The sequence below is a fragment of the Enterococcus canis NBRC 100695 genome (genome assembly GCF_001544375.1).
Taxonomy (GTDB): Bacteria; Bacillota; Bacilli; order Lactobacillales; family Enterococcaceae; genus Enterococcus_H; species Enterococcus_H canis.
Window position 1 is genome coordinate 11,443 of the sequence record NZ_BCQJ01000002.1, and the last position, 13,152, is coordinate 24,594.

General features: G+C 39.8%; 11 protein-coding genes. 6 read left to right on the plus strand and 5 right to left on the minus strand.

The window, feature by feature from the left end; all coding sequences use genetic code 11:
* Positions 1 to 196: 196 nt before the first annotated feature.
* Together ECA01S_RS03450 and ECA01S_RS03455 are read right to left on the minus strand one after the other, a co-directional pair.
* Positions 197 to 1,495 (minus strand): PTS sugar transporter subunit IIC, encoded by a 1,299-nt coding sequence (locus ECA01S_RS03450; protein WP_067391169.1) that lies wholly within the window; start codon positions 1,493 to 1,495, stop codon positions 197 to 199.
* Between the two features lie 11 nt (positions 1,496 to 1,506).
* The gene (locus ECA01S_RS03455) at positions 1,507 to 2,124 is read right to left on the minus strand and encodes an AAA family ATPase (RefSeq protein ID WP_067391172.1); all 618 of its coding nucleotides are present in this window, start codon (positions 2,122 to 2,124) and stop codon (positions 1,507 to 1,509) included.
* A 40-nt stretch (positions 2,125 to 2,164) separates the two neighbouring features.
* Between ECA01S_RS03455 and ECA01S_RS03460 the strand changes: the two genes are divergently transcribed.
* Positions 2,165 to 2,854: a MurR/RpiR family transcriptional regulator gene (locus tag ECA01S_RS03460; RefSeq protein WP_067391175.1), complete on the plus strand. Its 690-nt coding sequence runs from the start codon at positions 2,165 to 2,167 to the stop codon at positions 2,852 to 2,854.
* Between the two features lie 370 nt (positions 2,855 to 3,224).
* Entirely contained in the window at positions 3,225 to 4,691 is a 1,467-nt protein-coding gene (locus ECA01S_RS03465; protein WP_067391178.1) for an AcpB/EbpR/MafR family transcriptional regulator, read from the plus strand.
* Positions 4,692 to 4,778: 87 nt separating this feature from the next.
* Here the strand turns inward: ECA01S_RS03465 and ECA01S_RS03470 are convergent, their stop codons facing one another.
* Positions 4,779 to 6,101, minus strand: coding sequence for a PTS sugar transporter subunit IIC (locus tag ECA01S_RS03470; protein WP_067391181.1), 1,323 nt, complete (start codon positions 6,099 to 6,101; stop codon positions 4,779 to 4,781).
* 932 nt (positions 6,102 to 7,033) lie between these two features.
* On the opposite strand from ECA01S_RS03470, the gene ECA01S_RS03475 reads away from it, so the two are divergent.
* Positions 7,034 to 7,348, plus strand: coding sequence for a putative quinol monooxygenase (locus ECA01S_RS03475; protein WP_067391184.1), 315 nt, complete (start codon positions 7,034 to 7,036; stop codon positions 7,346 to 7,348).
* 670 nt (positions 7,349 to 8,018) lie between these two features.
* Here ECA01S_RS03475 and lepA read toward each other — a convergent pair.
* Together lepA and ECA01S_RS03485 are read right to left on the minus strand one after the other, a co-directional pair.
* Positions 8,019 to 9,854, minus strand: a complete 1,836-nt coding sequence (lepA, locus tag ECA01S_RS03480) for a translation elongation factor 4 (protein WP_067391187.1) — start codon at positions 9,852 to 9,854, stop codon at positions 8,019 to 8,021.
* Positions 9,855 to 9,932: 78 nt separating this feature from the next.
* On the minus strand, positions 9,933 to 10,637 hold the full coding sequence (locus ECA01S_RS03485; RefSeq protein ID WP_067391191.1) for a GNAT family N-acetyltransferase: 705 nt from the start codon (positions 10,635 to 10,637) through the stop codon (positions 9,933 to 9,935).
* Between the two features lie 99 nt (positions 10,638 to 10,736).
* Between ECA01S_RS03485 and ECA01S_RS03490 the strand changes: the two genes are divergently transcribed.
* From ECA01S_RS03490 to ECA01S_RS03500, 3 genes are read left to right on the plus strand one after another with little or no spacing between them, the layout of a single operon-like run.
* Entirely contained in the window at positions 10,737 to 11,954 is a 1,218-nt protein-coding gene (locus ECA01S_RS03490) for a GNAT family N-acetyltransferase (RefSeq protein WP_067391194.1), read from the plus strand.
* 18 nt (positions 11,955 to 11,972) lie between these two features.
* Positions 11,973 to 12,452 carry a nucleoside 2-deoxyribosyltransferase gene (locus tag ECA01S_RS03495; RefSeq protein WP_067391197.1) on the plus strand — a complete coding sequence of 160 codons (480 nt, stop codon included), beginning with the start codon at positions 11,973 to 11,975 and terminating at the stop codon, positions 12,450 to 12,452.
* 4 nt (positions 12,453 to 12,456) lie between these two features.
* Positions 12,457 to 13,125 carry a DUF2238 domain-containing protein gene (locus tag ECA01S_RS03500; RefSeq protein WP_082703242.1) on the plus strand — a complete coding sequence of 223 codons (669 nt, stop codon included), beginning with the start codon at positions 12,457 to 12,459 and terminating at the stop codon, positions 13,123 to 13,125.
* Positions 13,126 to 13,152 lie beyond the last annotated feature (27 nt).

Consider the following 13,152-nt stretch of genomic DNA (forward strand, 5'->3'; position numbering starts at 1 on the left):
CCCTTCTCCAGCAATTGCAAGCATTTTGACTGAATCTCTTTTTAAAAAACGGACTGTATTTTATTGTAATTCATTGCTATTTTTCACAAAGCCTTTTCTTGCAGCAATGGTAAGGATTACAAAAATATCTTGTGAAGGTCATCTTTTAATAGAAAGAATTTGCGGGACAAAATTTCCCAAAAAAGTAGTCGTAATTTTAGACCTCATCAACTAATTGCGTTTTGTTCTTCTCCATTACCTTGAAGAACGGATAGTAGATAACCACACTTAATCCAATCAAGAAAATGCAGAAGAGGACATTACGCCAATCCATACTAGATAGGTAGGCTTGTGCAAAGAGCGGTGTGAAGGATGGATCAACGATAAACCCTAAGCCAATCAAGCCAATTTTTTGAGCAAAGTAGGTCAATAAGAGAGAAACGATTGGTGTAATAATAAACGGAATCGCTAGTATAGGATTAAATACGATTGGCATACCGAAAATGACCGGTTCATTAATAGAGCAAATGCCAGGAATCAAGGACAATTTACCCAGTGTTCGGTATTCGCGAACCTTACTACACATCATTAAGATCACTAATCCTAATGTTCCACCGGCACCCCCTAAAACCGAAATACGAAACATTTGCAAATTCATCAAATGAGTCATTGCTTCGCCACTTGCGACTTGTTCAGCGTTTAAGCCTGTTTGAGCCATGCCGAGAGTAAAGACGATTGGAAAAATGATGGACGAGCCATTAATCCCGAAAAGCCATAAGATATTTCCTAAAGTAACGATTAATAGAAAACCGCCGAGACTTCCAGCAATATTAGTAGCTGGTGTTAGCACTTGCATAACCGCTTCAGGGAAGATTTTATTGGTTGTTACTAAGAAAACCACATTAATTCCGTAAAAGATAATAATATTAGTCAGTAAAGGAAACAATGTATTGATGAAAGTAGCGACCATTGGTGGCACACTATCAGGTAGTTTTAACTTAATTTCTTTTACTTCAAAAACTCTTGAAATTTCAACAACTAACAGACCCACTAGAATTGCTACAAACAAGCCGTTGGTTCCTAAATAGTCTAACGAAATTTTCCCCTCCACAACGGGTGTACAGATCATTAAGTAGACCACAGTTGCTACCATACCGTTCATTGAGGGATTCATTTTGTACTCACTAGCAAGGGCATAGGCAATGCCAAAGACACTAATCAACCCTACTACACCCATCGTTAAACTGTATGGTGCCGTAATCAAATCATAATTAGTCGTTGCAAAATCTTTCCAACCTGCCATAAATTGCATGAAAAAATTAGCAGTTTGTGGATTATACTGTTCCATATTGATGGGTGGATTAGCAAAAATCAGAAAGAATGAACCAATGACAATAAAAGGTAAACCAAACATCATCCCGCTTGAGATGGCTTTTAAATGTCGCTGATTGCCTATTTTGGCTGCCAACGGACTCAAAATATCATTAAGTTTTGTGATAATTGTCGGATTCTCCATGTCCTTCCCTCCTATACTTGCCATGGATTAAAAGTAAAGGCACTGTCAACTGTTTCATTAGGATCGTACTTTTTAATAATTTCTGCGTAAATGTCCTTATAATTATTTTCAACAGCTGCTTGTGGGACAACTTTACTTGCTTCATGTAAAAAGTGTTCTGAGCCACGTCCCATCGCTTGACCTCGAACGGTGTGCTTGTCCAAAGCAATGTCTGGAATTTCCGGAACATAGCCCATAGCAAAGCTCTTGATGACGATATTTTTCAGAAGATCTGAGGACCGGTCCTTTTCAGATTGGCAGAGATAACGAATTGCATGGATAAAATACATCGCCCGGTCTGATTCATTGTATTGAAACTGTTGACGCATCATATTTAAGTTATTGATCATGATAGCCGCCAGCGGATTTCCCATACCAATGTCTTCCACTGAGATTGCAAGCAAGCGGCGCCACAGCTTTTCTTCAAACTGGGGCGAGGTAATATACATCTCATAAGCAAACTCACAGGCAGCTTGCTCATTGCCACGGCGAATCGATTTTTGCAAAGCGGAGATTACTTCATCCCCTGCTAAATTGTTACGTGTCTTCATTTTTGCCCATGGATCTTGGATAAATTCTTTTTCTGACATGATATAATGCTCCTAACATAGTTTATTTGAGGTGAATATTTTGGATGTTGAATTTTTAATAGATAAATACCAGCTTAATGATTCTGAGTCACAGATCTTACGCTATATGGCTTTGAATCAAGACAATTTAAAAAAATTAGGGGTTCGCAAAGTAGCTAGTGATTTGTTTGTCTCGACTGCGACGATTGTGAATATGGCAAAAAAAATCGGTTTTTCTGGTTATAGCGAATTAGTCTTTGCATTCCAGAAAGATTTTACCGTTGACGCCTCCCCAGCCAGTTATAATCAAGAAGAGCAAACTGCCTTCATTCAGCTTATTTCCAAACATCGTCGACACCCTATTATGGTTTTAGGCTCTGGATTTTCTCAAAATCTTGCCAATTATTTTTCAGAGTATCTAAACTTATACGGCTTTCGTGCCACAGCCAATAGTCATTTGGAATTTTTGAGACAGTCGGCGGGAGAAGATATTCTGATTATGGTTATTTCCAATTCTGGCGATACGGTAAGACTGGCAGAGCTTACAACAATGGCTCAAGAACACGGTCATGACGTGATTGCCTTTGTAGGCTCAACCGAGTCCAAAATTGCCAAACTTGCAACATTAACGATCAGCACACAAACGTATAAATCTCAAAACTTCCGTGAATTTGCGCCCAATCTTTTCTATGGCAGTATTTTAAATCAATTTGAACTATTGATGAGCGCTTCATTAAAAACACTCTTCTAATAGAAGAACGATGCGGCCGCTGTTTCTTCATGTCTTAGTATAAAGAATTATTCAAATTAATTAAGCGTTTTCGCTACTTTCTAAACATGTTTACCTAAGTAAAAACATGTTTTTGATAAGATCAAATTTCTTTACGCTCTCACATAAAAAGGCCTCTAGGCAGTCAGATTATTCTGATTTCCTAGAGGTATTTTGTAGCATACAGCTAGCTTTATTTCTTCGGTTTGTCCTTGTCCTTGTTTTTTTGATTCCGACAATTGCCAGCAGATGTAAAAAAACTGTTAGATGATGATTCACACAAAACACTATTCGTGTATACTTAGATAGGCTATTTTGATTGCTCAGCAATGCTAAAACAAGGAGAGGTAGAATGAATAGACTATTATCATCCCATGATCGCAAAATGCTCATTCTTTTAGAGAAATTGTATGAGCAAAAAACTGAAGCCTTGATTTCTACTTTAAGTGAGGAACTTGAGATACCAGTTCGGACGATTTCTTCCTATATACAGGAGTTCAATCAATTTTCGTCTCCCATCACGATTATATCCAACAACCGCGGCGTCAAGCTCTACATCCCTGAGCGACTATCATTTAGATATGTTTACCGTATCATTTATGAACACAGTTTAGAATTTAACCTTCTAGAGCAGATTTTTCTCAAAGAAAATCAAACACTTGAATCACTGGCTTTCCAAAATTTTGTGAGCTTTTCAACCATTAAAAGAACGCTAAGTCGCATGAAAAAGGACTTGGCCAGAGACGGAATTGAACTCTGTACAGCACCGCTTTCTCTTGTAGGAAATGAAGAGCAAGTCCGGCAACTTATAAATTTTATTTTTGCGGAAAAATATGTAGCGTTAGAGTTTATTGCAGAGAAAGAACGGTTAATTTTAGAGCAGTTGATCACGCAGGTGTTCCATGCAAGAGGAATGACTCTTTATTTCAATCAAACTAGCAAGTATATTCGCTGGATATATTTGAATGTGAACCGATTGCTTCACGGCCATTCAGTCGCCTTAAAGGAACAAAAATTTTCAATTTTGCCAACCAAGGAATTCCAGAAAACCGGCAACTTGTTTCAAGAAGAATTCGGCATTCCCCTAACAGCTGCTGTTTTAAACGACATGTTTTACCAGCTGAACAATAATTATTATTTTTATTCCTATTCACAATTGGTCCAAATACTAGTAGAAGATCCGCCTCTTGAAAAGCTATTTGATAGGGTAACGCGGTGCATCCACACCATTGCCGCTGAGCTGAATATAGCACTTGAAACCACGCGAGAGCAGAGGCTAGTTTTAGACTTTGTCAATATTTTACAAATGAAAAGCGCACGAAACTTCGCTCTGTATGACCGACGAAAGATATTTATTCGTCATTTGGCGGAGAAATTCCCTTATATTGAAACCTACCTCGCCTCTCACTTAGCACAATTATCTGATGAACCGTTATCAGAGGGCTGGTTGAATGAGTTAACCTATATCTTAATCACCCATTGGGCTGAACTATACGATCAGTTGTCAAAAATCAAAGATTGTATCCATATCTATATTCGCGTGGATACAGACATTGAGCATGCGCTTTTTATCAAACAAGATATTGAAAAATACTGTCGCTATAATATCCGCTGTCAAATTCTCATGCAAAATACGGCTTCAGAGATTCCCGACGACGCCCTGTTACTTACGACCTTGTCCCTCGCCCCAGAAAATGCCAAACATTGTATTTGTTTTTCAGAATATCTTACAAATCAAGACTGGCTCGCTTTATATCAACAGTTAGATTTAATTCTATCAGAGAAAAAACAACAAGAAGGCCTTGATAACCCCCTTTAGCTTTTTCATATAAAATTCCGCCCACCAAAGGTTAGGTCACAACACTAACATTTGGTGGGCGGATGTCATGTATTCGAATAGCCTTGGCTATTTAGCGCTTAATTCTTTCTCATAGGCCATTTTATCTGCAATCTTGAAAAATAGCAGATAGACGAAATAGCTAAGAATCATCATTAACAATTGGAAAACAGCCCATTTCCAACCGCCGCCTAACAACCCACTAATAATAATTGGTGTTCCCAGTGGTGTCGACACCCCCGTTAAATAAGGCAGAATTCCTGTAACTAGTCCAATATATGCAATCAACAAGGTCAAAAGCGGCATGATAATGAATGGAATAGCCAAGGTAAAATTCATAATGATTGGTAAACCGAAAAGAACCGGTTCGTTAATCCCAAACAAATTGGGGATAATCGCTAATTTTCCTAACACGCGATGCTGGTCAGCCTTACCTCGTATCATTAATACAACCAAGCCTACAGTTCCACCGGCTCCCATAAATAGCACCATTGCGAACAAACTCATTGATACCAAATTAGGAATTGGTTCATTTGCATTAAATGCGGCTAAGTTCGCCATTTGCAATGGGTACCAGATACCTGCAAAAACACTGTAAATAACCATCGTCCCATGAACACCACAAATCCAAAGAATATGTGCCACCAAAATTGCAATAAACATTGCAACAATACTGCCACCTAGATTCGCCAATGGCGCAGCAATGATTTTGAAAATAGCTGCATGAATCGAGCCAAACGGTGTTAGGAGCATTACGAAGCGCAGCGCCAACGCACAAAAGCCAATTACAATACCTGGAACCAGGCTAGAGAAGGATTTCGATACGGTTGGCGGAACACCATCAGGCATTTTGATAGTCCAACCTTTTTGCTTGAAAGTAACATAAATTTTGGCGGTAGAAAGGGCGACGATAAAAGCACTGAATAAACCAGCGGCCCCTAGCCACTCTAACGGTAAAAAGTCAGATCCAGTTGGTACAACTCCCTCTGCTAAGGTAATATTATTGCTAGAAATGAAGGCTGAAATTGACTCAGCAACATTTCCTAAAGGCGTAATAATCAAAAAACTCATCAAAGCTAGTAGGCCCGCTGGCACGCCATCTGTTTTATGTGCTTCCGCAAATTTCATTGCAATTAAAAAAACAACATATAAGGCTAATAAGTTCGTGGTAACCATTGTTAAAATTGGTGTAACCTCTTTCAATCTTGTTGCTACTAAAAAGTCTTGGTAGCCCTGGATTGGTAGTGCGTTCAAAATCCCCCCTATCGCTCCTACGATACTAACAGGTAATGCAGCGATTAACCCGTTTGTAATAGCTGAGATATACTTGTTTTCTTGTACTTTTGATGCAATTCCTTGTAGCTTTTCTTGAATAGCTTCCGATTTTTTCATCTTTGTTCTCCCTTATTATTTTATTTAAACCAAGTTACTTGGTTTCAACCTTTTTTATTCTCTTCAACTAGGCCCTTTTCAGGCCAATTTGAGATTTTCAAAATCGCTTAATCATTCCTTATTTGTAAGCGTTTATTACTATCCTAGTTTCACGTATGTCTCCTGCTTGTTCAAGTTCACAAGGCGCATACTACTATGCAGAAATTGATCAACTTTTCGTGAAGGTATTCAGGCAGCTATTCGGACAGTCGTTATTTAAAAAGCTGCTGTTAAAGAAATTTTCAAGCTAACCGTTTTGTGACACCAACTTTCCTTTTCTTGCTTAACAGAATTAGACAATAACGAGCTAAGTGAAAAATGAATACAAAAAATAGGCCTCTAACTCTCTCCTTACAAGGTCAAGATGCCTAGCCTATTTGTGTAATACTACTTATGCTGATGAATCGAAAAATGATTCATCAACCCTCTTTTCTGCTATAACAAATATATCGTTCTCTAGCATGACTGAATCACGACAAAACTACTTGCACAGAGAACGTTGTGCTACCTGTATCCCCCCGTTTCTTCGGTTTGTCTTCATCTCATATTGATTATTGAACTTCCTTCAATAAACATTTCTTACAAATATTTTCAAATCAATTTTTTCTAAGAAGCTTTTATAGTAAATGCTATTCTAAATCCATAGTAAAGAACGAATCTTTTTTCTATTTCTCAAATTCTCTTTTTGAAATCCGTCTTATATTCAATCCTACATGGTGATTTTGGCACTCCTATGATTAAAGGCCCCCATACAGTTTTAAAAAAGCTTTGAGTCTATCCGCATCCCATAAGACTTATTACTAAATCTTAAGTTGAAATAGTATTAATATAGTAAATATAGATAATACTCGTTTTGAAATCGAACATACGAATTAAATTTGGAGGGGTTTAGGATGAAAAAATTTTGCAAATTTGGGAAATTACAAGCAACTTTGGGAAATGGGGAAAAGCTATTAAAAATACTCCTGAAAGCGTCTGAACAATTAAAAACCGTTGACTCCTGCTTTTGTTATATCGTAGGGATGAATGAAGATGAACCTGATGCTGTGTATGTCTATGAGGTATGGGAAAATAAAGAGGCGCATGCGGACTCTTTAAAGCTTGATATCGTGAAAGAATTGATTATAGAGGCTGGCCCAATATTAGCACCGTCTAAATCGGCTAATTTTCCTGACTTAACTATTTTTGGAGGAAAAGCATCTTTGTAGCTTTTAAAGTATAATTCTGACTTTCTACGTTTATATTCCAACTTGCAAATTAAAAACTCCTTTCATTGTAAAAACGTCTAAAGGACCGTTCAACATGAAAGAAGTTTTTTATTATATTCAATTAATTAGTTTCCGTTGCTAGTTAATATGTCTCTAAAATGGCGATTTATTCGATGGCTTCTATTAGTAACACCAAGCCAGCCGACATTGAAAACCAGAATTGTCCCCACCTAAATATACTGAAAATCGCTCTATCCTTTCAGTCAACTGAATGTATTAGCTCAGTAGGGAGCACATAATCAATTTTAACGCGAGCATGGACATTAATTTCAACGCTTAATTCAAAGACTGCTAATAGGATAAATTCGCTAGCATAAAATATTTTGTGTAAATGAATGGAAAAATTTGATTTAATAGGGTTTTGCACTAGAAAAAAAGTTATTTTTTCGGTTCAAGCTCATCCATTTTGGAACGGCCATGAATATGTTCACGTGACGAAAAAAATGCGAACTGAAGCTGTCGATATTTTCGCCCAACGAATAAAGAAATCTTCTATGCAATAGCTTCGTTTTCATAAAAATATCCGCCCTATTTTTTTCTAGGGCGGACATAGGGCGGACAAAGTTATGAAAGCAGTTGCTCTATTTCAATTGTTTTCAAAAGTTCCTTGCTATTTCTTCGGTTCATCCTCATCCATTTTCAGAACAGCCATGAAGGCTTCTTGAGGGACTTCCACTGAACCAATTTGTTTCATGCGTTTTTTCCCTTCTTTTTGCTTTTCAAGCAATTTCCGTTTTCGGGAAACATCCCCGCCGTAACACTTAGCCAAAACGTTTTTACGCAAAGCCTTGATATCAGAACGGGCCACGATTTTCTGACCGATAGCCGCTTGAATCGGCACTTCGAATTGTTGACGCGGAATCAATTTTCGTAATTTTTCTACGATGGCTTTCCCGCGTTCATAAGCAAAATCACGGTGAACGATAAAGCTCAAGGCATCGACTTTTTCAGCGTTCAGCAAGATATCCATCTTGACCAGCTTGCTTGTGCGGTAGCCAGCCATTTCATAATCTAACGAAGCATAGCCTTTGGTGCTGGATTTTAACTTATCAAAAAAGTCAAAGACGATTTCAGATAGCGGAATTTCGTATACCACATTGACCCGGTAATCATCCAAATAATCCATCGTAATGAACTCGCCACGTTTCCGTTGTGAAAGATCCATCACTGCACCCACATAGTCATTAGGCACCATGATTTGGGCTTTTACGTAAGGTTCTTCAACACTTTGGATCGAAACAGGTTCTGGAAAATCAGCTGGATTATCGACAACAACAACAGAGCCATCGGTTTTATTTACATGATAGATAACGGATGGTGCTGTGGTGATTAATTCAAGGTTGAATTCTCGTTCCAAACGTTCTTGGACCACGTCCATGTGCAGTAAGCCTAAGAAACCACAGCGGAAACCAAATCCTAAGGCTTGTGAAGTTTCCGGTTCAAACTGTAAAGCTGCATCATTTAATTGTAATTTTTCTAGTGCTTCCCGCAAATCATTATAGCGGGACGTATCAATTGGATATAACCCACAATAAACCATTGGATTCATTTTACGATAGCCTGGTAAGGCCTCAGTAGCTGGATTGCTGGCTAAAGTCACAGTGTCCCCGACCCGGGTATCCTGGACAGTCTTGATGCTGGCTGTGATATATCCAACATCCCCGACCATCAAGAAGTCACGCGCGATGGCTTTTGGTGAGAAGACCCCTACTTCGGTTACTTCAAAGGTTTTGCCGTTGCTCATCAATTGGATTTTATCACCAGGTTTTACAACTCCATCCATCACCCGGACGTTTAGCACAACACCGCGATAGCTGTCATAGATTGAGTCAAAAATTAGGGCTTTTAAAGGTGCATCTAAATCACCCGCTGGTGCTGGCACGTACTCAACGATTTGCTCCAAAATATCTTCGATACCAATTCCCGCTTTGGCGCTGGCTAAGACTGCTTCGCTGGCGTCGATACCAATCACGTCTTCGATTTCTTTGCGAACGCGCTCTGGATCAGCAGCTGGCAAATCAATTTTATTGATGACTGGTAAAATTTCCAGGTCATTATCAAGGGCTAAATAAACGTTGGCTAGCGTTTGCGCTTCGATTCCCTGAGCCGCATCGACTACTAGAACAGCCCCTTCACAGGCAGCTAAACTACGAGATACCTCATAAGTAAAATCGACGTGTCCTGGCGTATCAATTAAGTGGAAAATATACGTTTCTCCGTTTTTCGCTGTGTAGTTCAGCTCAACAGCATTCAATTTGATGGTGATGCCCCGTTCCCGTTCTAAATCCATCGAGTCTAGCAACTGATCTTGCATTTCCCGACTGGTCACGGTATGGGTTTGTTCTAAAATTCGATCGGCAAGGGTAGATTTCCCGTGGTCGATATGGGCGATGATTGAAAAATTACGAATCATCTCCTGCCGTTTTTTCATGTCATTTATATTCATTTGTTCTCCTACCTTTCGATTCAGCACTTCCCATTATAACAACCTTCTAGACCATTGAAAAGCACTTATTCAAAAGGTTCACTTCCGCTTTTCACCTTGGTAGCTGACCCATCCAGGTGTGTAACCGGCACCGATACCGATCTTTAGTGAAGGAATGTTACTGGACCAGGTAGAATAAAAAGGTAAAAAGCCGCGCCGTTCAATTTCCGAAGTCAGGCTGCGCACTAAATATGCCCCTAATCCCTTGCCACGATAAGGCTCATAAGTATCGACCCCCACCTTCCAAAGCTTGCCTTGATTATTAGCTCCAGCAACAGCTGCCAACTCATCGCGATAAAAAGCAGCATAAGCCAGTTGATCATGATGACGGTCTAAAGAATAGTCCAAGCCTGAGTATTCATAAAGGTCCGTGATATCCTCTTCAAAATAACGGAAATAATACCCCTGTTTTGTATAACTCTGAGCAATTTGTCCTAAGGGATTGGGGTGAATCAGGTGCATATTTTCACCGGTTAATACGCCGCCTGCCTCCACTAACATATCGCTGATTTTCCGCAAAATTGACCCGTGCATCAGTTCAGAGGATGGCGTCCCTTCGAAGATTTTCATTTTATCTAAAAGCGGCGCTTCACCAAAAAAAGCCGTCCCGCGGCCAAAGGTGACCATTTCAAAAAAGCGAGTATCACTTTCGATAAAGTGGTGCTCTTGACTACTGAAAACAGTTGGCTCTACCTCGTAAATTTTTGCAAGTTCTGTTTGGATCGCTTGTAGTTTATTTTTCATGGCGTTCCCTCCCCTTTTTATAATAAACGAGCGGCCTTGAAGGTACCAGTAGAAACACTTTTGCCAGAATCTGCTATACTAAACTAAAGGAGTGAAACTATGACATCAGATAAAATTCGTCAAGAATTAGTCTTGCGTCCGGTGGAAGAAAAGGACGTGAAACAATTCAATGAACTGCTGACGTATGTCTTTCAATTTACTGAACAAGACTTGGAAGAAAGCGGCTATGAGAGCAAACGGGAACTAATCAAATCAAAACAACCTATTTTAGAATTATCCGAGGTTTTTGGCTGGTTCCATCAAGACCAGCTGGTTTCGCAAATTGCCATTTATCCATGCGAGGTCAACATCCACGGCAGCCTTTATAAAATGGGGGGCGTCACCGGTGTTGGGACTTATCCTGAATATGCCAACATGGGCTTAATGAATGACTTAATCAAGCGGGCTTTAGCGAAGATGCGGGACAGCCAACAATGGATCTCTTATCTTTATCCTTACAGTATTCCCTACTACCGCCGCAAAGGTTGGGAGATCATGTCGGACAAGCTTTCCTTTAAAATCCGCGACACGCAATTACCAAAAACGGTGGAAGTTGGCGGCATGGTGGAACGTCAACCGGTCGATCACGAAGACGTCTTTACCGTTTATGCTAAATTTGCCCGGGAAAATCATGGTGCTTTGATTCGCAGTGAGTTTAATTGGGAGGAATATTGGCGTTTTGAAAATGAAGAAGAACGAACCGCTGCCATTTATTACGACCAAAAGGGTGTACCCCAAGGCGTATTGTTTTATTGGGTTGCCGAAGAAATCTTCCATGTAAAGGAAATGTTCTATTTAAATCAAGAGGCTCGCAATGGTCTCTGGAATTTTATTAGCGCTCACTTCTCAATGGTTTATTGGGTTGAAGGTGATATTTATAAGAACGAACCGCTGGCTTTTCTGCTAGACGACAGTCAAATCAAAGAACAAATCGAGCCTTACTTTATGGCACGCATCGTGGATGTAGAAGAATTTCTCAAAGCCTATCCTTTTGTCCCAGGCGAGCGTCCTTTCCATTTTGTTGTAACCGACTCGCAGGCCGAATGGAATAATGGCCCTTTTGCGCTAAGTTGGCAGGATGGCGCCTTACAGGTGACACGGGAGACCTTAGGGGAACCTGTTTATCTCTCGATTCAAACGCTGACTTGTCTTTTGATGAACTATCGGCGGGCCTCCTATTTAGCCCGCATCGAACGGTTACAGACCAATAAAGCTACCTTGAAACTACTGGAGGCCATCTGTCCAGATCAAGAAGCCTATTTTAGTGACTATTTTTAATCAATTGGAGGAAACATCATGCATATTTACTACGCTGCCCCATTATTTTCCCATGCTGAACAACAATACAATACTTTTTTGGTGCAAAAAATTCGCGAGCACTATCCCAATCTGACCCTCTATGCCCCACAAGAAAATGAGGCCATCAATGATAAAACAGCTTACGCTGACAGCAAAATGATCGCTAAAGCTGATACAGATGAAGTTTTAGCCAGTGATTTAATGATCGCCGTTTTAGATGGTTTAGTGATTGATCCGGGTGTTGCCAGTGAAATCGGTGTCGCCTATGCAAAGGGTATTCCGGTGATTGGGCTCTATACTGACAGCCGGCAGCAAGGAGGCCAGCATCCGCAAAAAATTGCGGCTTTGCAAGAGATAGCCGAAAATCAATTTCATTATCTGAACCTGTATACTACGGGCTTAATTAAACTGAATGGCACAATCGTAAACTCAGAAGCAGCGCTTTTGACGGCGATTGCCGATTATGTAAGGGAGTGATTTGATGGAATTTCATGACAAAATGGAAAAACGGTTTTTTCAGTTTCTTGTCGTATTTGGGATTGGCACGCTATTAGTCAATATCGTGCGCATTTTTACCTCAGAGCCTAGCAGTCAGTATCAATTACTGACTTTGGAGATGGTAGCTGGTATTCTAATCATCTTTTTGCCAATGCTTTTCACTAAAGTTACTGGCTTAGTTTTTCCCAAGATGGTTCGCCTTTATTATTGGTTTTTCTTATGGATTTCAGTTTTTTTAGGAACTGGTTTGCGAATGATCTTAATCGTCCCTTTTTGGGATAAAATTTTACATGCTGTCAGTCCGATGCTTTTAGTGGCGGTGGGCTATGCATTGATTGGCTTCTATTTGAAAAAAATCGATCAAACGCAAGTTAGTCCGTGGCTTTATATTATTTTTGGTTTTGCCTTTGCTGGGGTTTGCGGCGTCTTTTGGGAATTTTGGGAATTCACTTGCGACCAATTCTTCAATATGAACTTACAGCGCTATATGACAGAGGCTGGTCAACCCTACATCGGGCGCGCAGCCTTGATGGATACCATGGGTGACCTACTTACCAATACACTGGGAGCTTTGATTTTGACGGTTTATAGTTTTATCAAACGTAAAGACCCGAATTATTTCCCACAATATGCCTTTAAAGAAAAAGCCTAAAAATGGCCCTACAACGTAAGTTTTAAC